Annotated in this window: 18 protein-coding genes and 6 tRNA genes; 12 read left to right on the top strand and 12 right to left on the bottom strand. The window is 61.3% G+C overall.

Annotated elements, in window-relative coordinates; translation table 11 throughout:
* Positions 1-28 precede the first annotated feature (28 nt).
* From HU736_RS14190 to HU736_RS14175, 4 genes are all read right to left on the bottom strand, one after another.
* On the bottom strand, positions 29-1,231 hold the full coding sequence (locus HU736_RS14190; protein WP_186701328.1) for an ABC transporter substrate-binding protein: 1,203 nt from the start codon (positions 1,229-1,231) through the stop codon (positions 29-31).
* Between the two features lie 90 nt (positions 1,232-1,321).
* Positions 1,322-2,086, bottom strand: a complete 765-nt coding sequence (locus HU736_RS14185; RefSeq protein ID WP_101316231.1) for a FadR/GntR family transcriptional regulator — start codon at positions 2,084-2,086, stop codon at positions 1,322-1,324.
* Between the two features lie 191 nt (positions 2,087-2,277).
* A complete protein-coding gene (locus HU736_RS14180; protein ID WP_101316233.1) occupies positions 2,278-2,502 on the bottom strand; it encodes a PP0621 family protein in 225 nt (74 codons plus the stop codon).
* Between the two features lie 131 nt (positions 2,503-2,633).
* Positions 2,634-3,653: an outer membrane protein assembly factor BamD gene (locus HU736_RS14175; RefSeq protein WP_186701329.1), complete on the bottom strand. Its 1,020-nt coding sequence runs from the start codon at positions 3,651-3,653 to the stop codon at positions 2,634-2,636.
* A gap of 148 nt (positions 3,654-3,801) precedes the next feature.
* Between HU736_RS14175 and rluD the strand changes: the two genes are divergently transcribed.
* The 8 genes from rluD (at position 3,802) to HU736_RS14135 (ending at position 9,223) form a co-directional block, all read left to right on the top strand.
* On the top strand, positions 3,802-4,764 hold the full coding sequence (gene rluD / locus HU736_RS14170; protein WP_186701330.1) for a 23S rRNA pseudouridine(1911/1915/1917) synthase RluD: 963 nt from the start codon (positions 3,802-3,804) through the stop codon (positions 4,762-4,764).
* A complete protein-coding gene (gene pgeF / locus HU736_RS14165) occupies positions 4,761-5,504 on the top strand; it encodes a peptidoglycan editing factor PgeF (RefSeq protein WP_186701331.1) in 744 nt (247 codons plus the stop codon). Before rluD ends, pgeF begins: the two co-directional genes overlap by 4 nt.
* Before the next feature lie 194 nt (positions 5,505-5,698).
* On the top strand, positions 5,699-8,263 hold the full coding sequence (gene clpB / locus HU736_RS14160) for an ATP-dependent chaperone ClpB (protein ID WP_186701332.1): 2,565 nt from the start codon (positions 5,699-5,701) through the stop codon (positions 8,261-8,263).
* A gap of 491 nt (positions 8,264-8,754) precedes the next feature.
* Positions 8,755-8,830, top strand: a tRNA-Asn gene (locus HU736_RS14155).
* Between the two features lie 3 nt (positions 8,831-8,833).
* Positions 8,834-8,910 (top strand) — tRNA-Pro (locus tag HU736_RS14150).
* 6 nt (positions 8,911-8,916) lie between these two features.
* A tRNA-Lys gene (locus HU736_RS14145) sits at positions 8,917-8,992 on the top strand.
* Between the two features lie 72 nt (positions 8,993-9,064).
* A tRNA-Pro gene (locus HU736_RS14140) sits at positions 9,065-9,141 on the top strand.
* Positions 9,142-9,147: 6 nt separating this feature from the next.
* A tRNA-Lys gene (locus HU736_RS14135) sits at positions 9,148-9,223 on the top strand.
* 50 nt (positions 9,224-9,273) lie between these two features.
* Here HU736_RS14135 and HU736_RS14130 read toward each other — a convergent pair.
* Entirely contained in the window at positions 9,274-10,182 is a 909-nt protein-coding gene (locus HU736_RS14130; RefSeq protein ID WP_186701333.1) for an EamA family transporter, read from the bottom strand.
* A gap of 110 nt (positions 10,183-10,292) precedes the next feature.
* Between HU736_RS14130 and HU736_RS14125 the strand changes: the two genes are divergently transcribed.
* Positions 10,293-11,093 (top strand): AraC family transcriptional regulator, encoded by an 801-nt coding sequence (locus HU736_RS14125; protein WP_186701334.1) that lies wholly within the window; start codon positions 10,293-10,295, stop codon positions 11,091-11,093.
* 49 nt (positions 11,094-11,142) lie between these two features.
* On the opposite strand, the gene HU736_RS14120 is transcribed toward HU736_RS14125, so the two are convergent.
* The 3 genes from HU736_RS14120 to HU736_RS14110 form a co-directional block, all read right to left on the bottom strand.
* A complete protein-coding gene (locus HU736_RS14120; RefSeq protein ID WP_186701335.1) occupies positions 11,143-12,438 on the bottom strand; it encodes an NAD(P)/FAD-dependent oxidoreductase in 1,296 nt (431 codons plus the stop codon).
* An 81-nt stretch (positions 12,439-12,519) separates the two neighbouring features.
* Positions 12,520-12,693: a DUF3094 family protein gene (locus HU736_RS14115; RefSeq protein WP_101316250.1), complete on the bottom strand. Its 174-nt coding sequence runs from the start codon at positions 12,691-12,693 to the stop codon at positions 12,520-12,522.
* A gap of 132 nt (positions 12,694-12,825) precedes the next feature.
* Positions 12,826-13,455: a DUF1780 domain-containing protein gene (locus HU736_RS14110; protein ID WP_101316252.1), complete on the bottom strand. Its 630-nt coding sequence runs from the start codon at positions 13,453-13,455 to the stop codon at positions 12,826-12,828.
* A gap of 251 nt (positions 13,456-13,706) precedes the next feature.
* Here HU736_RS14110 and HU736_RS14105 point away from each other — a divergent pair, with 251 nt between their 5' ends.
* Positions 13,707-14,387 (top strand): energy-coupling factor ABC transporter permease, encoded by a 681-nt coding sequence (locus tag HU736_RS14105; RefSeq protein ID WP_186701336.1) that lies wholly within the window; start codon positions 13,707-13,709, stop codon positions 14,385-14,387.
* Between the two features lie 22 nt (positions 14,388-14,409).
* On the opposite strand, the gene yacG is transcribed toward HU736_RS14105, so the two are convergent.
* The 4 genes from yacG to HU736_RS14085 are packed head-to-tail and all read right to left on the bottom strand — an operon-like array spanning position 14,410 to position 17,307.
* Positions 14,410-14,610, bottom strand: a complete 201-nt coding sequence (gene yacG, locus HU736_RS14100) for a DNA gyrase inhibitor YacG (protein WP_186701337.1) — start codon at positions 14,608-14,610, stop codon at positions 14,410-14,412.
* Positions 14,607-15,230 carry a dephospho-CoA kinase gene (coaE, locus tag HU736_RS14095; protein ID WP_186701338.1) on the bottom strand — a complete coding sequence of 208 codons (624 nt, stop codon included), beginning with the start codon at positions 15,228-15,230 and terminating at the stop codon, positions 14,607-14,609. The genes yacG and coaE overlap by 4 nt, the downstream gene beginning before the upstream one ends.
* Positions 15,230-16,096 (bottom strand): prepilin peptidase, encoded by an 867-nt coding sequence (locus HU736_RS14090; protein ID WP_186701339.1) that lies wholly within the window; start codon positions 16,094-16,096, stop codon positions 15,230-15,232. The genes coaE and HU736_RS14090 overlap by 1 nt, the downstream gene beginning before the upstream one ends.
* 2 nt (positions 16,097-16,098) lie before the next feature.
* Positions 16,099-17,307: a type II secretion system F family protein gene (locus HU736_RS14085; protein ID WP_186701340.1), complete on the bottom strand. Its 1,209-nt coding sequence runs from the start codon at positions 17,305-17,307 to the stop codon at positions 16,099-16,101.
* A gap of 215 nt (positions 17,308-17,522) precedes the next feature.
* Here HU736_RS14085 and HU736_RS14080 point away from each other — a divergent pair, with 215 nt between their 5' ends.
* Positions 17,523-17,933 (top strand): pilin, encoded by a 411-nt coding sequence (locus HU736_RS14080; protein ID WP_186701341.1) that lies wholly within the window; start codon positions 17,523-17,525, stop codon positions 17,931-17,933.
* Positions 17,934-18,050: 117 nt separating this feature from the next.
* A tRNA-Thr gene (locus HU736_RS14075) sits at positions 18,051-18,126 on the top strand.
* The last annotated feature ends 37 nt before the right edge of the window (positions 18,127-18,163 follow it).

The raw sequence follows: 18,163 nt of genomic DNA, 5'->3' as shown, positions 1-18,163 counted from the left end.
CAATTTTGTCGAGTGGGAAGGCGTGGCGTCAGGCCAGGGCGCAACCGGTTTGAGAGACCTCGATGAACGAACGGCCGGCGTGCAGCACTTCGGCCAGATCATCGTCATCTTGCATCTGTGCTTGAGGTTTGCCGCGCAACAGGTAGTAGTCCTTGAGCACCTGATGGTCACCCGGGCGGATCAGCTCGTCGCCGGTCGGGCCCTGGAAACTCATGCCCTGGAGGGCTTTGGATACTGCGGCGCCGTCGAGGCTGTTGGCCTTGATGATGGCTTCGAGCATGACCCGGGTGCCGATGTAGTCGGCCGCCAGCGGGTAATTGGGGTTGATGCCGTAGGCCTTGCGCGTGGCCGCGACCAGCTCGCGGTTGAGCGGGGTGTCAACCTGATGCCAGTACTGCGCGCCGAGATACACGCCTTCCAGTACATCGCTGCCCAGCTCCTGGAATTGGTCGAGCCCGGCCGACCACACCAGCAGCACTTTCATCCTGTCCTTGATGCCGAAGTTGACCGCCTGGCGCAGGGCATTGGATGACTGGCTGCCGAAGTTGAGCAGCACCAGTACGTCCGGCTTGGCGGCAATGGCGTTGGTCAGGTAGCCGGAGAACTCCTGCTCCTGCAGCGAGTGGTAGCTGTTGCCGATGTGCTCGATGCCGTGTTCGCTGAAGACCTTGCGTGCGTTGTCCAGCAGGGCATCGCCAAACACGTACTGCGGGGTGATGGTGTACCAGCGCTTGGCCTCGGGCAGCAGCTTGATCAGCGGCACCAGGGTTTCGCGAATGGCGCCGTAGGTCGGCACCGACCAGCGGAAGGTAGAACTGTTGCAGTCCTTGCCGGTGATCTCGTCGGCGCCGACCGGGGTCATGAACACGCCGCCGGCCTTGTTGATTTCCTTCGACACCGCCAGCGCCGAGGACGACAGCGTGCAGCCTTGAAAGAACCGCGCTCCGTCCTGGCCGATGGCTTCCTGGACCTTGCGTACCGCCTTGCCGGCATTGCCCTCGGTATCGATGACCTTGTACTTGAGCGGCTGGCCGAGCAGCTGTGGGTGCTCGGCAATCGCCAGGCGCGAGCCCATGTCGGCGTATTTGCCGTAACTGGCAAACGGCCCGGACATCGACTTGAGGCCATAGAAGGTCAACGGTTGCTCGGCGAACACCCGCGACGCTCCCAACGGGAGGCTGCCGAGGGCGCCGAGGGCAAGGCCTGCTTTGAGCAGGGTACGTCTTTGCATGAGTAACTCCTTGTTTGTGGTTATTAGGCAGGAGTGGCAATGACAAAGCGGGTACGGCCGGGCCTGTGTGCAGGCCTCTGTCCAGGCGAATCAGTGGTTGTGGCTGAACTCCAGGAGGAAATTGCGGGCGACTTCGCCTTCCAGCGCGGTCATGTGGTGTTCGGCGTCGCACATGTGCTCGTGCATCAAGCGGCGCACGGCGGCTTCATCGTTGGCGCGCAGGGCATCGAGCAGCTGCTTGTGATAGTCGATGTTGGCCGCGGCGAACTGCTGGCGCTTGGGCAGGTAGGCTTTTTTCAGCACCACCAGGTCGCGCAGCAGGTCGTTGAGAAACACCGCCATGAAGCTCAGCAGCGGGTTGGCGCAGCGCCCAGCCAGCAGGGTATGAAACTCAAGCTCGGCCAAACGCTGCTCGCGCTGGCCTTCTTCGCTGTCTTCCGGGGTGCTGCAGAAATCGATGTTGGCTTGCAGCGCGGCGTAGTCGGCCTCGCTGAGGCGGCCCATCACTGAAACCGCCAGCTCGACCTCGATGACTTTGCGCAGTTGGTACACCTGCTCGCCATCCAGGTGCTGAAAATGCAGGTAGTTGCGCAGTGCACGGCTGGCCGGTTCGGTGCCGACTTCATTGAGGTAGGCGCCGCCGCTCGGGCCGGTGCGGGTGCTGACCAGGCCCTCGACCTCGAGCGCCTTGAGCGCTTCGCGAGCGGTGCCCTTGGAACATTCGAAGTGCTCCATCAGCTCGCGCTCGGTCGGCAGACGGTCACCGGGGTGCAACGCTTCGGTGACGATCGAGCGCTTGACCGACTCGACGATCATGTCCGACAGCTTCTGACGTTTGCGCTTGGGTTTGAGCATGCGGGCTATTTTTCATATTTATGCGGATAAATAGGATTTAGCGAATTTGCTGACGGTGGGTCAAGAGTTGAGGCGGGGATGGGGTCGTAAATGGAGCAGATGGGTCGGCTACGGGTATGTGTGTTCAGCGGGCGGGCATGAAAAAGCCGCTGTAACCGGGTTACAGCGGCTTCGCCGGAGTAGACCATTGATCAGTCTTTCGGGCCTTGCTCCAGATGGGCAGGGCTGCAGTACCACTGATTGCCACGGTGCAGCGCCCGGTCATTGGGCAGGTGCACGCCGCAGTGCGCGCAGCGCACCATGGTCAGCGGGTCATCCAGGCGCTGCGCGGGGCGCGCCTGCTGGCTGAGCTTGAATTTGCGCCACAGCCAGAACGCGGCGGCGATCAGGGCGATCCAGAAAAGTAGGCGAACCATGGTGTCCAGCTTGGTCGAGAAGATGAGCCGACAGTCTAGGGCGCGGGCAAAAAAAAAGGGAGGCCTTGGGCTTCCCTTTCTTTTTTGACTTGTGATTTTTGGAGCTGCTCTGCGGCCCCAACCATCTCAAATCAATCAAACAGACCGAAGGTCGCGTAGCTGAACCACGAACGGCTCTCTTCGGCTTCTTTCGGACCGGCCGGCAGAATCGGATCACCGTCTTCATCTTTAGGCAGCAAGTCTTGCGGAATCTCCGAGCGGGCATCCTTGAACTGGCGAACCACGTCCTGATTGGCGCGGGTTTCACCCGGCGGCAGCGGCGTGTCGGTCTCGATCAGGCCCAGGGTCGCCTTGGACAGCCACGAACGCTGATCACCATCAGCTTGCTTGGGCTCGAAGCTGCCGTCGACCAGGCTTGGGTGATTTGGGTAGTTGAGCTTGAGGGTTTCCAGGCTGGTATTGGCCAGCTCGTCCAGGTGCAAATGCTGGTAAGCCTCGACCATCACCGCCAGGCCGTCACCGACCGATGGGGTTTCCTGGAAGTTCTCGACCACGTAACGGCCACGGTTGGCCGCAGCGACATAGGCCTGGCGGCTCATGTAGTAGTCGGCAACATGGATTTCGTAGGCGGCCAGCAGGTTGCGCAGGTAGATCATGCGCTGCTTGGCGTCAGGCGCGTAGCGGCTGTTGGGGAAGCGGCTGGTCAGCTGGGCGAACTCGTTATAGGAGTCGCGGGCAGCGCCCGGGTCACGCTTGGTCATGTCCAGCGGCAGGAAGCGCGCCAGCAGGCCACGGTCCTGGTCGAACGAAGTCAGGCCCTTGAGGTAATAGGCGTAGTCGACGTTCGGGTGCTGCGGGTGCAGCCGGATGAAGCGCTCGGCAGCCGACTTGGCAGCCTCTGGCTCGGTGTTCTTGTAGTTGGCGTAGATCAGCTCGAGCTGGGCCTGGTCGGCGTAACGGCCGAACGGGTAGCGCGATTCCAGGGCCTTGAGCTTGTTGACGGCACTGGTGTAGCTCTTGTTGTCCAGGTCGGCCTGCGCCTGCTGGTACAACTCGGCTTCGCTGAGGTTCTCGTCAATCACTTCCTTGTTCGAGGAACAGGCAGCGGTAAGCCCGAGGAGGGCGATCAGCAGCAGGTGTTTCACTTGCATGGCGGCTTGCGTCCTTTGACGGCCGCTGTCTTGGGCGGTGCCGTCCTGTTATGATGAGCGCCCCCGGGTTGACCCCAGGGCAAAAGAAGCCGTATTTAACCACAAGCGCGCAGTTGAAACCAAAGGCTGTGCGCCAGCCGAATCGAGCATGTCCAAGATCATCCAACTTAGCGAAGAGGTCCCGTCCGAAATGGGCGGCCAGCGCCTCGACCAGATCGCCGCCCAACTGTTCGGCGAGTACTCGCGTTCGCGCCTGACCACCTGGATCAAGGACGGCCGTCTGACGGTCGACGGTCAAGTCGTGCGTCCACGCGATCCGGTCTATGGCGGTGCCAAGCTGGTCCTTGAGGCCGAGCAGGAAGCCCAGGGCGAGTGGATCGCCCAGGACATCCCGTTGAACATCGTCTACGAAGACGAGCAGATCCTGGTGATCAACAAGCCTGCCGGGCTGGTTGTTCACCCGGCTGCCGGGCATGCCGATGGCACCCTGCTCAATGCCTTGCTGCACCACGTGCCAGACATCGTCAACGTGCCGCGTGCGGGCATTGTCCACCGCCTGGACAAAGACACCACCGGCCTGATGGTGGTGGCCAAGACCCTGCAGGCGCAGACCAAGCTGGTCGAGCAGATGCAGAGCCGCAGTGTCAGCCGCATCTATGAGTGCATCGTGATTGGCGTGGTCACCTCCGGTGCCACCATCAACGCCCCGATCGGTCGCCACGGCGGCTCGCGTCAGCGCATGGCAGTGACCGAGACCGGCAAGCCTGCCGTCAGCCACTACCGCGTGCTCACCCGCTTCCGTTCGCACACCCATGTGCGGGTCAAGCTGGAGACCGGCCGTACGCACCAGATCCGCGTGCACATGGCCCACGTCGGCTATCCGCTGATTGGTGACCAGACCTACGGCGGTCGCTTCCGCATCCCGCCTGCGGCCGAGCCGGAGATGGTCACTGCGCTGAAGACCTTCCCGCGTCAGGCCCTGCACGCACGCTTCCTCGCCCTCGATCACCCGCTCACGGGTGAGCGGATGCAATGGAAGTCGGCGCTGCCGGAAGACTTCGTCGGCTTGCTGGAGCTGCTCCAGGAAGACCGCGACAGCTTTATCGGATGAACGGTCTGACGCAGCTGCTGCACCCCGATTGGCCGGCCCCGGCCACGGTGCGCGCCTGCGTCACCACCCGTGCGGGTGGCGCCAGCCTGCCGCCGTACGACAGCTTCAACCTGGGCGATCATGTCGGCGACGACCCGGCTGCCGTCAGTGAAAACCGCCGACGCCTCAGTGAGCAATTCGACATTCATCCCGCCTGGCTCAAGCAAGTCCACGGCGTGGTGGTGGCTGACGCTGACCCGGCGCAGGTAATCGAAGCCGATGCGAGCTGGACCGACCAGGCACAAATTGCCTGTACGGTGATGACCGCCGACTGCCTGCCAGTTTTGTTCTGCGATCGCGCCGGTACCCGCGTTGCCGCAGCCCATGCCGGCTGGCGCGGGCTGGCGGGCGGCGTGCTCGAGGCTACCCTCGAGCGCCTGGCAGTGCCGGCCGGTCAGGTGCTGGTCTGGCTCGGCCCGGCCATTGGCCCGAGCGCATTCGAAGTTGGCGAAGAAGTCCGTGACGCCTTCACTGCCGAGCACCCGCAAGCCGCCGAGGCATTCGTGCCGGGTGAACGTCCGGGCAAACTGCTGGCCGACATCTACCAGCTGGCACGCATCCGCCTCGCGGCGCGCGGCATCACAGCTGTTTACGGTGGTGGCCTGTGCACGGTCAGCGACCCACGCTTCTATTCCTATCGGCGCACTCCGCAAGGTGGACGCTTCGCCTCGCTGGTCTGGCTCGATCCGCTCTGCGTCTGATTTGAGAGCGCCCCCAGCATTGCCAGCTCCTCATGCAGTCATCGTTCTTGTAGGACATTCCCGCAACTGATCTCGATCAACCCCGCTAAGCTTGAAACTCCCAGAATAAGCCTTATCTATTAGTCATCTCTGGCAGGTTTCTTCATCAGGTGTGTCCATCGCTCCGGCCTGCCCTTATTTAGGAAGGTATCCCCATGCGAATAGACCGATTAACCAGCAAACTGCAATTAGCGTTATCTGACTCGCAATCTCTGGCGGTGGGCATGGACCACCCGGCCATCGAGCCGTTGCACCTGCTGCAGGCGCTGATCGACCAGCAAGGTGGTTCGATCAAGCCGCTGCTGATGCAGGTCGGCTTTGACGTCAACAGCCTGCGCAAGGCGTTGAGCAAAGAGCTCGACCAACTGCCGAAAATCCAGAACCCGACCGGCGACGTCAACATGTCGCAGGACCTGGCGCGCATGCTCAACCAGGCCGACCGTCTGGCCCAGCAGAAGGGTGACCAGTTCATCTCCAGCGAACTGGTGCTGCTGGCAGCCATGGACGAGAACAGCAAGGTCGGCAAACTGCTGCTCGGCCAGGGCGTGAGCAAGAAAGCCCTGGAAAACGCCATCAATAACCTGCGTGGCGGTGCGGCCGTCAACGACGCCAACGTCGAAGAGTCGCGTCAGGCCCTGGACAAGTACACCGTCGACCTGACCAAGCGTGCCGAAGAAGGCAAGCTTGACCCGGTGATCGGCCGTGACGACGAAATCCGCCGCACCGTGCAGGTATTGCAACGTCGGACCAAGAACAACCCGGTGCTGATCGGCGAGCCTGGCGTGGGTAAAACCGCCATCGCCGAAGGCCTGGCCCAGCGCATCATCAACGGCGAAGTGCCGGACGGCCTCAAAGGCAAGCGCCTGCTCGCCCTGGATATGGGTGCGCTAATTGCTGGCGCCAAGTATCGCGGCGAATTCGAAGAGCGCCTCAAAGGCCTGCTCAACGAGCTGTCCAAGCAGGAAGGGCAGATCATTCTGTTCATCGACGAGCTGCACACCATGGTTGGCGCTGGTAAAGGCGAGGGCGCCATGGACGCCGGTAACATGCTCAAACCTGCACTGGCCCGTGGCGAGCTGCACTGTGTTGGCGCCACCACGCTCAACGAGTACCGCCAGTTCATCGAGAAGGACGCGGCGCTCGAGCGACGCTTCCAGAAGGTGCTGGTCGAGGAGCCGAGCGAGGAAGACACCATCGCCATCCTGCGCGGCCTGAAAGAGCGCTATGAAGTGCACCACAAGGTGGCCATCACCGACGGTGCGATCATTGCCGCGGCCAAGCTCAGCCACCGCTACATCACCGATCGCCAGCTGCCGGACAAGGCCATCGACCTTATCGACGAAGCGGCCAGCCGCATCCGTATGGAGATCGACTCCAAGCCTGAAGTGCTCGACCGTCTCGACCGTCGTCTGATTCAGCTCAAGGTCGAATCCCAGGCGCTGAAAAAAGAAGAAGACGAGGCGGCGAAAAAACGCCTCGAGAAACTTCACGAGGAAATCCAGCGGCTGGAGCGCGAATACTCCGACCTGGAAGAGATCTGGCAGTCGGAAAAAGCCGAAGTACAGGGCTCGGCGCAGATCCAGCAAAAGATCGAGCAAGCCCGTCAGGAGCTTGAAGCTGCCCGCCGCAAAGGCGACCTGAGCCGTATGGCCGAGCTGCAGTACGGGGTGATCCCGGACCTGGAGCGCAGCCTGCAGATGGTCGACCAGCACGGCAAGAGCGAAAACCAGCTGCTGCGCAACAAGGTCACCGAGGAAGAGATCGCCGAAGTGGTCTCGAAGTGGACCGGCATCCCGGTGTCGAAAATGCTCGAAGGCGAGCGCGACAAGTTGCTGAAAATGGAAGCGCTGCTGCACCAGCGGGTGATTGGCCAGCACGAGGCCGTGACCGCCGTGGCCAACGCCGTGCGCCGTTCGCGGGCCGGGTTGTCTGACCCTAACCGGCCAAGTGGTTCGTTCATGTTCCTTGGCCCGACTGGCGTGGGTAAGACCGAGCTGTGCAAGGCCTTGGCCGAGTTCCTGTTCGACACCGAAGAGGCCATGGTGCGTATCGATATGTCCGAGTTCATGGAGAAACATTCCGTGGCTCGCCTGATCGGTGCTCCACCAGGCTATGTAGGTTACGAAGAGGGCGGGTACCTGACCGAAGCCGTGCGCCGCAAGCCGTACACCGTGTTGCTGCTGGACGAGGTCGAGAAGGCCCATCCGGATGTATTCAACGTGCTGCTGCAAGTGCTGGAAGACGGTCGCCTGACCGACAGCCATGGCCGTACGGTGGACTTCCGCAACACGGTCATCGTGATGACCTCCAACCTTGGCTCGGCACAGATCCAGGAGTTGGTCGGCGACCGTGAGGCGCAGCGTGCGGCGGTAATGGATGCGGTGGGTAACCACTTCCGGCCGGAGTTCATCAACCGGATCGACGAGGTGGTGGTGTTCGAGCCGCTGGGCCGTGAGCAGATCGCCGGTATCACCGAGATCCAGCTGGGCCGCCTGCGCAGCCGTCTCGCCGAGCGCGAGCTGTCGCTGGAGCTGAGCCCGCAGGCGGTCGACAAGCTGATCGCGATTGGCTACGACCCGGTGTATGGCGCACGTCCACTGAAGCGCGCGATCCAGCGCTGGATCGAAAACCCGCTGGCGCAGTTGATCCTGGCAGGGCAGTTCATGCCAGGGACGACGATTACCGCCAAGGTCGAAGGCGACGAAATAGTCTTCGAATAAAAAATAATCTTGAGCCCCGCACGTGCGGGGCTTTTTTTTGCGCAGATTGCTCGTTTTTTTAATTCGCCAATGGCCTTCACCGGAAAAAAAAGCCTGCCATGGCGATTATTTTGCGCAGTGAGAAGCCAGATTCAGTGCTCGTTTTTGCCCTCGCGCAGGCTCGCAGAGCGCTCGTAAGCTACTGATAATCCCGGCAAAACCCCCAATTTACGGGGGCTCGCGGCAACCCTGAAAAATTATTGAAATTTATGCTTGCATCTAAAATCGAGTGCTCCTAATATACGCCCCGCTGTCAGCCACTAAGCAGATCGCCAGCGGTAACGACGATCTGAAAACAGTTTGCAAATCAGTAAGTTGAATGCAAATTGGGGGTTGACAAGCAAAACGAAGGATGTAGAATAGCCGGCCTCAGAGACGCAAACGCAGAAATGCAGAGTGTTGAAGAGATCGAAGCTTAAACAGCCTTCGAGATCGGAAGATCGAAGTTTAGTTCCGCGATAGCTCAGTCGGTAGAGCAAATGACTGTTAATCATTGGGTCCCTGGTTCGAGTCCAGGTCGCGGAGCCATTTCGGGGTGTAGCGCAGTCCGGTAGCGCGCCTGCTTTGGGAGCAGGATGTCAGGAGTTCGAATCCCCTCACCCCGACCATTTTCCGGGTCGTTAGCTCAGTTGGTAGAGCAGTTGGCTTTTAACCAATTGGTCGTAGGTTCGAATCCTACACGACCCACCAGTAAGATAAGGGTACCTCGATTGAGGTGCCCTTTTTCTTCGTCTAGCGTTTGCTTTTGTACAGTTTCACTTTCGGGGTGTAGCGCAGTCCGGTAGCGCGCCTGCTTTGGGAGCAGGATGTCAGGAGTTCGAATCCCCTCACCCCGACCATATTCCGGGTCGTTAGCTCAGTTGGTAGAGCAGTTGGCTTTTAACCAATTGGTCGTAGGTTCGAATCCTACACGACCCACCATGTAAGAGAAGGGCACCTCGACTGAGGTGCCCTTTTTCTTTGTCTGGATTTTATCTCTGCAGGTTTTCCCGCCTGCCCCCGCCACGTTGCCGACCTGCCGGCACAGCCTTTCCAGGGCGTGCTCCGACGGCGAGCGCCAGCAAGATCAGCAGCATCGCCGCCAACCCCAATGCACTTGGCCATTGCCCCAGTATTAACATCGAGCTGACGATGCCGAACAGCGGGATCAGCAGCGACAGCGGTGCTACCTGTGATACCGGGTATTCGCGCAGCAGCAGGTTCCACCCCCAGTAGCAAAACAGCGTCGCGCCGTATACCTGAAACGCCAGCGAAAACAAGGTAAACCCGTGCAACTGGGCCGGCAGCGCGGTGAATGGTGCTGAGCCGTGTGCAAGCCAGGTCAGCAGTAATAGCGGGATTGGCGGGAACAGGCTGGCCCAGACCACAAAAGCAAAGATTTCCTGCACCTTCGACTTTTTGATCAGTACATTGCCGATGCTCCAGGCCAGGGCGCTGGCGATTACCAGTGCTAAACCGACCGTGCTGACGGTGCCTGAGCCATCCACCAGCACGACGAACAGGCCAAGAGCCGCCAGGCATATGCCGATCAGTTGTGGCCGATTCAGGCTTTCGCCAAACCACAATACGCCCCAGCCCAAGGTGAAAAACGCACTTAGCTGAATCAGCAGCGAGGCACTGCCAGGTGGTACGCCCAAGGCGATGCCTTGGTTGATAAGCGCCCACATGGCCACGCCGAAGATCAAGCCGTAGCCGGCCAGCCAGCGAAACCTGACCTGCGGCCGCTTGACCACGAATACCCAAGGCAGGGCGGCAAGGCTGAAGCGCAGCGCGGTCAGCAGCAGCGGATCGATCTCGGCCAGGCCGAGCTTGGTGATGGGGAAGTTCAACCCCCAGATGGCCGTGACCATGACGGCCAGGCACAGGTGCTTTTTTTGCATTGTCAGACTTTTCCCGGAACAACGAGCGCACAGGCGCGAGAGCGGGAAATATGCGAGAAATGGCGCTGGCCTGCTTTCAGCTTGAGGCCAACTATCATTAAAATCAGGCCATGGAAGAATCTTTCGGTCTTGATCCTTACCAGAACGTCCCGCGTGATGCGGTGGTGACGGTGCGTGATTACGCCGACGGCCAGGTATTTGCCGCGCACAGCCATCAGCGCGGACAGTTTGCTTATGCCTCATGTGGCGTCATCACCGTGTTTACCGACAGGGGTAATTGGGTAGTGCCGCCCCAGCGGGCTATCTGGGTGCCGGCGCGGCTGGGTCATGCCATGCACATGTGTGGCCCGGTCACCATGCTCAACACCTATATCCGCGAGCCTGCTGCACTGGCTTTGGGCTTGCCGGAGGCGTGCCAGGTGTACGGTGTATCTGCACTGCTACGGCAGTTGCTGGACAAGGCGATTGAGGTCCCTGCGCTTTATTCCGCAGAGGGGCGTGATGGCCACCTGATGGGCCTGTTGTTGCATGAGATAGCGGCCATGCCAGCGCTGTCGCTGAATGCGCCACTGCCACAAGAGCCGCGGCTGGCGCAGGCCTGCCGCGAGTTTCTCGAGCAGCCTTCACTGGAGGTCGGCATTGACGCCATGGCCCAGCGCACGGCCATGAGCCGGCGCACGTTCACCCGCGTGTTCAGGGCGCAGACCGGCATCAGCTTCATCGAATGGCGGCAACAGGCTTGCCTGCACGCGGCGGTGATCAGGTTGGGCAACGGCGAGCCAGTCACGCAGGTGGCAGTAGCGCTTGGCTACAGCAGCTCAAGTGCCTTTGCGACTGTTTTCAAGCGGGTGCTGGGCGAGGTGCCGAGTCGCTATATGGCGGAGTCGGCAGGCGGCAGGAGAGGCGGTTAGCGAGGCGTAGCCACCGGGGCCGCAAGGCTGCGGCCCGGCAGTCTTTACATCAGTGCAGCTTGAGTCGCGGTTCGGTGCCGCGGCCGATCTTGCTGCCGATCATCAGCATCGCCGTGCGGAACGCGCCATACAGCGCCATCTGGTGCATGCGATACAGCGACACATAAAACATCCGCGCCAGCCAGCCTTCCAGCATCACGCTGCCGGTCAGGTTACCCATCAGATTGCCCACTGCCGAGAAGCGCGACAGCGATACCAGCGAGCCGTAATCCTTGTAGGCATAGGTTGGCAGCGGCTTGTTGTCCAGGCGCGCTTTCAGGCTCTTGGCCAGCATCGAGGCCTGCTGATGTGCAGCCTGCGCGCGAGGCGGCACATTGCGGTCGCTGCCCGGTTGTGGGCATGCAGCGCAGTCGCCAAAAGCGAAGATATCGTCATCCAGTGTGGTCTGCAGGGTAGGGCGCACCAGCAGCTGGTTGATTCGGTTGCTTTCCAGGCCGTCAATGTCCTTGAGGAAGCCCGGCGCACGAATACCTGCCGCCCATACTTTGAGGCTGGCCTGGATCACTTCGCCGGAGGCGGTTTTCAGGCCATCTTCGGTCACTTCACTGACCGAGGCGTTGGTCAGCACCGTTACCCCGAGTTTCTCCAGGGTCTTGTGCACTGGCACGCTGATGCGCTCAGGCAATGCCGGCAACACGCGCGGGCCGGCTTCGATCAGTGTGATGTGCATGTCTTGCGGCTGGATCTTGTCCAGGCCGTAGGCTGCCAGCTCGTGCGCGGCGTTGTGCAGCTCAGCGGCCAGCTCGACGCCCGTGGCGCCGGCACCGACGATGGCCACGCTGATTTTTTCGCCCGCTGCATTACCGGCATGGGCGCGCAGGTAGTGATTGAGCAGCTGCTGATGGAAGCGCTCGGCCTGCTTGCGGCTGTCGAGGAACAAGCAGTGCTGCGCCGCGCCCAAGGTGCCGAAATCATTGGTATTGCTGCCAACTGCAATCACCAGCGTGTCGTAGCCTAGTGTGCGCGCCGGGAGCAGTTCGCGACCGTTTTCGTCGAGGGTTGCCGCCAGCTGGATCTGCTTGCTCTCACGCTCTAGACCACTCATGCGGCCGAGCTGGAAGTTGAAGTGGTTCCATTTGGCCTGGGCGACGTAGTTGAGCTCGTCTTCCGAAGAGTTCAGCGAGCCGGCCGCCACTTCGTGCAGCAGCGGTTTCCAGATGTGGGTCAGGTTGGCGTCGACCAGGGTGATTTCGGCCTTTTTGCTCTTGCCCAGGCTTTTACCCAGGCGGGTCGCCAGTTCCAGGCCGCCGGCGCCGCCGCCGACAATCACAATGCGATGTGTCATGGAGATATCTCATAAGGTTAAACGAATGCTTGGCCCTGAGGGCCGGCGTCGTAGCCGAGGGGAGGGCGAGCGCAACGCAGCTCATAGCACCAGTCCACTCAACAAACGACTCAAGAGGCCCAGACCGATGGTCACTGCCACCACTAGCGCCAGGAGCAGCCATGGCCGAAAAGGCCTGCGCTCGACTTGGTGCTGAGGGGCTTTGAGATACTCATCGACGCGACGCTGATCTTCAGGATTCAGGCGGCTGGTCATGGCGGGCCTCGTCAGATAGACGCTTGAGACTGCACGAACGCTACAGGGTTCGCGCACCAGGCAGCAACGAATGATAATACTTTCTGTCTATGCCGCCGAGTGTACGCCGCTGCAAAGACTCTCGGCAGTGGATCAAAGACTGATCCCGACATCGAAAACGATACTGCGTCCCAGGTTGCCGCGCAGAAAATCCGGCGCGTCCGGGTGGGCGAACAGCACCCGGGCAAAGGTTGGTCCGACCAGCGACAACGACCGCCAGCCCTGGCGCAGGTATTCGGTCGGCGGCGGGAAATGGCTGTTCAGGTCGAGCACTTCCCGCTTGAGGCTGGCAAAAGCGATTATATCCAGCTCGTTCAGCTCCAGGCCGCGCTCGCGGTAATTGTGGGCTTTCTTGCGCAAGGTTGGTGCCAGGCGCAGCAGCAGTTCCTGCGCGCTGATGCGTCTGGGCCGGGCTTCGCGCCGTACCAGCTGGCTCAGCGAGAAAGCACTGCGCCGCCGTTGCAGCTCTTCGCGCCACTCGTCATTCAGCCGCCGACCCTCATCGAGCACGAAAAATACCTCGAATGCCGCGTCGCGAAACAGCACGTCCGGCGGCTCCTGCCCGGCCGGGGTGAAGTCTTCGTTGCGGTAGGGAATGTTCAGCCCCTGCAGCAGGCGCTGGCAGACCCAACGCTCGCGTTCCCATTTGCGGGCATTGGACAGAAAGGCATTGGCCTGTTCGGCCTGAATTGTGAGCAGGCGCAGGTAATCTGAGTCATCCATGGCTCAAGCTTAGCCGCTAATCTGTGAAGGTAAGATGTTGTTTAACGATGTAAATCAGCCCACCTCCAGGTCAACGCGGTCCCGTAGGAGCGGCCTTGTGTCGCGAAAGGCCAGCGAAGCTGGCCCGGCGATATCAGCGGCGAAGCTGAAAATGTGGGGCCGCTGCGCAGCCCTTTCGCGACACAAGGCCGCTCCTACGCCGAGCGCGCCAGGTTTGGAAGAATGGATAGTCAACACAGGAGACATCAAACGTGATCAGCGCACAGGTCCTGTCCACCACCAGCCTCACCCTCGGCTGGCTGGCTTACCTGCCACTGCTGCTCTGGGCCATATCCCGCAGCAGCTGGATCGAACTGTGCAGCGACCGCCGCCGCCAACACCTGCTGTTCGGCGCGATATTCGCCTTGTTTGCGCTGTGGCTGGTGCGCCGCGACTTCGACACCGGCGTCTCCTACCACTTCATCGGCATGACTGCCGTAACCTTACTGCTCGACTGGCCGTTGGCAATCGTCGCAGGCTTCATCGCCCAACTCGGCTTGCTGGCGCTGGGCCGACAGGACCTGGCCGCGCTCGGCATCAACGGCCTGCTGATCGTCGGCCTGCCCGTGCTGGTTACCGAAACCTGCGCAATCCTGGTCGAGCGCGCGCAGCCGCGTAACCTGTTTATCTATATCTTTTCAGGCTTTTTCGCCGCTGCGCTGTCAGCCCTGCTGTGCCTGACGGCTGCGCTGGGCCTGCTCTGGGTTGATGGCCTGTTCGCCATGCCCGAGTGGCTAACGGACTTTGTCGGTTACCTGTGGCTGATGATGTTTCCCGAAGCCTTTATCAACGGCATGGTCATCAGCGCACTGGTGGTGTTCTGCCCGGAATGGCTGGAGACCTTCAACCGCACCCGCTACCTGCAGGCGCCGTGGAAGGATGACGAGCACTGAGGCCCATCATCCAGGCGTGGACTCAGTGACGCGGCTCCAGATCAGCCGAATACAACTCATCTTCCGATTCCGGCGCGCTGGCAATCTTGTGTTCCTCGGCCGCCCAGGCGCCAAGGTCGATCAATTTACAGCGATCGGAGCAAAACGGCCGATTGACGCTGGCCTCGGTCCATTCCACAGGTGCGCCACAGGTTGGGCAATCAACGGACAACGGCTGGCTCATGGCTGGCCTCCTCGTAAAGTCAGGTAAAAGTGGTGCAACTGGTCGATCTGCTCGTGCAGCCAAGGCACATCGCGATCATTCACCAGCACATCGTCGGCATGCTGCAAGCGCTCCTCACGAGTCGCCTGCGCCGCCAGAATCGCCTGCACCTGCTCAGGGCTGGTGCCGTCGCGCTGCAATGTACGCTGCACTTGCAGCGCCTGCGGCACATCGATCACCAGCACGCGCTGGGTCTTGCGATACTGCCCCGACTCGATCAACAGCGGCGAAACATACACCGCATAGGGCGACTCGGCCTTGGCCAGATAGCTGAAGATCTCCTGTCCGATCAACGGGTGCAGCAACGCTTCAAGCCAGCGCCGCTGTTCAGGGTCGGCAAAAATCAGCTGGCGCAGTGCCGCTCGATCGAGCTGGCCATCGCCCTGCAGCACGCCTGCGCCAAAGCGCTCGACGATACTGGCCAACGCTGGCCGCCCAGGCTCGACCACCCAGCGCGCAGCCTGATCAGCGTCGACCAGGTGCACACCCAGCTCGACAAAACGCTCGGCCGCAGCACTCTTGCCGCTGCCGATGCCGCCGGTCAGGCCCAGGATCCAAGGGGAAAACGCCGCAGTGGTCATCAGATTCCAAGCAGTTGCAGGTAAGAGGCGTACATTTCATCACCCCAGAGCACAGCAATCCACCCCGCAATTGCCAGATACGGACCAAACGGCATCGCCGTGCCCAGCGAAGCATTACGCCAACGCAGCAAACACAGGCCGATCAGTGCCCCGACCAGCGACGACAACAACAGCGTCAACGGCAGCACCTGCCAGCCGCCCCAGGCGCCGAACATCGCCAGCAGCTTGAAGTCGCCATAGCCCATACCGTCCTTGCCGGTCACCAGTTTGAATAGCCAGAACACCGTCCACAGGCTCAGGTAGCCCATCACCGCGCCCCACAGCGCGTCCGGCAACGGCACGAACATACCCGTGGCATTGAGCATCAAACCGATCCACAGCATCGGCAGCACCAGCACATCGGGCAGCAACTGATGCTCGCTGTCGATCAAGCTCAACGCCAGCAGGCACCAGGTCAGTAACAGCGCAGACAGCGCCTGCAGCCCAGGCCCGTAGTGCCATGCCACCACCAGCGACAGCCCCGCACACGCCAGCTCCACCAGCGGATAACGCACGCTGATCGACCCCTTGCACCCCGCACAACGCCCCCGCAGCAGCAGGTAACTGAGCACAGGAATATTCTCCCAAGCCCGGATCCGATGCCCACAGTGCGGGCAATGCGAAGCCGGCAGCGCCAGATCAAACCGCCCATGTTCGGCGACCGGCAACTCCAGCACTTCCTGCGCTTCACGCTGCCACTGCCGTTCCAGCATGATCGGCAAACGGTGCACCAACACATTGATGAAGCTGCCCACCAGCAAGCCCAGCAGTGTCGCCAAACAGATGAAATAAACCGGCTGTGCGGTCAAAAGCGTCCACAGATTCATATTCAGACCAAACTACCCAACTGGAAAATCGGTAGATACATCGCCACCACCAAACCACCCACCAGTACCCCGAGGATCAGCACGATGGCCGGCTCAAGCAAGCCGGTCAACTGATCCAGCGCCTGGCTCACCTGCTCTTCATAATGACTGGCCGCCTTGCCCAGCATCTGGTCCAGCGTGCCACTGGATTCGCCGATGGCCGCAAGCTGCACCAACAACGGCGGAAACAATCGATCCGCACTCATCGCCTGATGCAACCCCAGCCCATTGGCCATGCCCTGGCGCAAACGCAGGATCGCCTGCTCATGCACCACGCCACCACTCACCGACGCCACCGTCGCCAATGCGTCCAGCAACGGCACCCCCGCCGCGTACGCCGTGCCCAAACTACGCGCAAAGCGCGCCAACGCTGCCTGCGCCAGCAACCGCCCCAGCACCGGCACCTCAAGCACCCGCAGAGATATCCACAAGCGCGCCACAGCGTTGTGCCGATACAGCCAACGCAGCGCCACTGTGGATAACATCATCAATGCCCCCAGCCAAGGCGCATGCCGCGCCAGCCCTGTGGACAAGTCCAGCACCCACTGGGTGAACGCCGGCAAGCTCTTGTCAAAACCGGCAAACAACCCCTGAAAGCGCGGCACCACCTCCAGCAGCAGCAGCGCCGAAACCCCCAGCCCCGTCAGTAACAGCAGCAGCGGATAAATCATCGCCTTACGCACCCGCCGCTGCAGCGCCTGACGCTGCTCAAGCATGTTCGCCAGCTCCTCCAGCTGCCCATCCAGCTTGCCCGACTGCTCACCCACCCGCACCAGGTTGCAGTACAGCCGATCAAACCAAAGCGGCTGGCGCTGTAACGCATCCGCCAATCCCAACCCCGCTGCCACATCCTGCTGCAATTTCACCAGCAACCGCCCCAGACTCTCGTCGCCACCACTGCGCCCCATCACCTCAAACGCTTGCAACAACGGCACCCCCGCCTTCAGCAGCGTCGCCAACTGCCGACTGAACCCCGCCGCATCCGGCTTACCCCGCCGCTGCGGCCAACTCAGCTGCCAGCCACCAACCGGCCGCAGCCGCGCAATACTGATGCCCCGCCGCAACAGCCCAGCCCGCACCCACGCCGGGCTGCGCCCCTCGCACTGGCCGCTGACCCGCGCACCGCTGCGGTCGGTGCCCTCCCAGGTGTAAATACGCGATGTAGTACTCATGCACAGCTCCTTGCGGCTGATGCGACAAGCCCGGTAACAGCTTGCCGCGCCCATCCATGGGCGGGTTGCGAAGATGCTCACTAGAGTAGTTCAGCGAACATGACGTCCTGCCGAGCAGGGGTGACAAAAGGTGTCTGTTGAGGCCTACTGCGCGCCTGCCAGGCTGACGTCCACAGTGGATGAAGGCTCAGCCGAATCAACAAGGAAACGCGTTCATGAAAGCCCAACAAGGCATCACCCTGATCGAACTGATGATCGTCGTCGCAATCATCGGCATCCTCGCCACCATCGCCGTACCGATGTACACCAACCACCAGTCCCGCACCAAAGCCGCAGCCGGGTTGCTGGAGATATCCGCGCTGAAGACCGCGATGGACCTGCGCCTGAACGAAGGCAAGGACGTGCCCGATGTGGCTGCTCTGGGCGGACAGGCGACTACGGCGCATTGTGCGATTGCTGCCAGTGGCGTTGCTGCTAGCGGGGTAGGGAGCATTGCCTGCACGCTGGTGGAAGCGCCGGGGAATGTGGTGGGGAAGGTGATTACCCTGAGCCGGTCGGCGGCGGGGTGGGTTTGTAGTACCAGTATTGAAGAGGATCTGGCTCCTTCGGGGTGTAAGGCGGGATAACGCTTAACTCGGTCACTTGCCCCGGCGGTTGCGATCTTGAGTTACGTCCGCAGGTGCGCGATTGCTGGTAAGCAGGGGTTTGCCTAAGCGTTGCGGCTAGTGGTACGTTCGCGATACGCCGGTGTAGCTCAGTCGGTAGAGCAGCGCACTCGTAACGCGAAGGTCGCAGGTTCGATTCCTGTCTCCGGCACCACATCCAGCTCCACTGCATTCCGCTGAATGCTTTGGAA

The sequence above is a fragment of the Pseudomonas shirazensis genome, from assembly GCF_014268785.2.
GTDB lineage: Bacteria > Pseudomonadota > Gammaproteobacteria > Pseudomonadales > Pseudomonadaceae > Aquipseudomonas > Aquipseudomonas shirazensis.
The sequence above is the reverse complement of the archived record's forward strand: the minus strand, read 5'-3'. Positions and strand labels throughout refer to the sequence as shown.

What these genes read in the sequence shown, in the direction of transcription:
- clpB (WP_186701332.1), top strand. Translation starts at nt 5,699, where the DNA reads ATGCGAATAGACCGATTAACCAGCAAACTGCAATTAGCGTTATCTGAC.
- HU736_RS14085 (WP_186701340.1), bottom strand. Translation starts at nt 17,307, where the DNA reads ATGAGTACTACATCGCGTATTTACACCTGGGAGGGCACCGACCGCAGC.
- rluD (WP_186701330.1), top strand. Translation starts at nt 3,802, where the DNA reads ATGTCCAAGATCATCCAACTTAGCGAAGAGGTCCCGTCCGAAATGGGC.
- HU736_RS14115 (WP_101316250.1), bottom strand. Translation starts at nt 12,693, where the DNA reads ATGACCAGCCGCCTGAATCCTGAAGATCAGCGTCGCGTCGATGAGTAT.
- HU736_RS14090 (WP_186701339.1), bottom strand. Translation starts at nt 16,096, where the DNA reads ATGAATCTGTGGACGCTTTTGACCGCACAGCCGGTTTATTTCATCTGT.
- HU736_RS14120 (WP_186701335.1), bottom strand. Translation starts at nt 12,438, where the DNA reads ATGACACATCGCATTGTGATTGTCGGCGGCGGCGCCGGCGGCCTGGAA.
- HU736_RS14180 (WP_101316233.1), bottom strand. Translation starts at nt 2,502, where the DNA reads ATGGTTCGCCTACTTTTCTGGATCGCCCTGATCGCCGCCGCGTTCTGG.
- HU736_RS14110 (WP_101316252.1), bottom strand. Translation starts at nt 13,455, where the DNA reads ATGGATGACTCAGATTACCTGCGCCTGCTCACAATTCAGGCCGAACAG.
- coaE (WP_186701338.1), bottom strand. Translation starts at nt 15,230, where the DNA reads ATGACCACTGCGGCGTTTTCCCCTTGGATCCTGGGCCTGACCGGCGGC.
- HU736_RS14190 (WP_186701328.1), bottom strand. Translation starts at nt 1,231, where the DNA reads ATGCAAAGACGTACCCTGCTCAAAGCAGGCCTTGCCCTCGGCGCCCTC.
- HU736_RS14125 (WP_186701334.1), top strand. Translation starts at nt 10,293, where the DNA reads ATGGAAGAATCTTTCGGTCTTGATCCTTACCAGAACGTCCCGCGTGAT.
- HU736_RS14175 (WP_186701329.1), bottom strand. Translation starts at nt 3,653, where the DNA reads ATGCAAGTGAAACACCTGCTGCTGATCGCCCTCCTCGGGCTTACCGCT.
- pgeF (WP_186701331.1), top strand. Translation starts at nt 4,761, where the DNA reads ATGAACGGTCTGACGCAGCTGCTGCACCCCGATTGGCCGGCCCCGGCC.
- yacG (WP_186701337.1), bottom strand. Translation starts at nt 14,610, where the DNA reads ATGAGCCAGCCGTTGTCCGTTGATTGCCCAACCTGTGGCGCACCTGTG.
- HU736_RS14080 (WP_186701341.1), top strand. Translation starts at nt 17,523, where the DNA reads ATGAAAGCCCAACAAGGCATCACCCTGATCGAACTGATGATCGTCGTC.
- HU736_RS14185 (WP_101316231.1), bottom strand. Translation starts at nt 2,086, where the DNA reads ATGCTCAAACCCAAGCGCAAACGTCAGAAGCTGTCGGACATGATCGTC.
- HU736_RS14130 (WP_186701333.1), bottom strand. Translation starts at nt 10,182, where the DNA reads ATGCAAAAAAAGCACCTGTGCCTGGCCGTCATGGTCACGGCCATCTGG.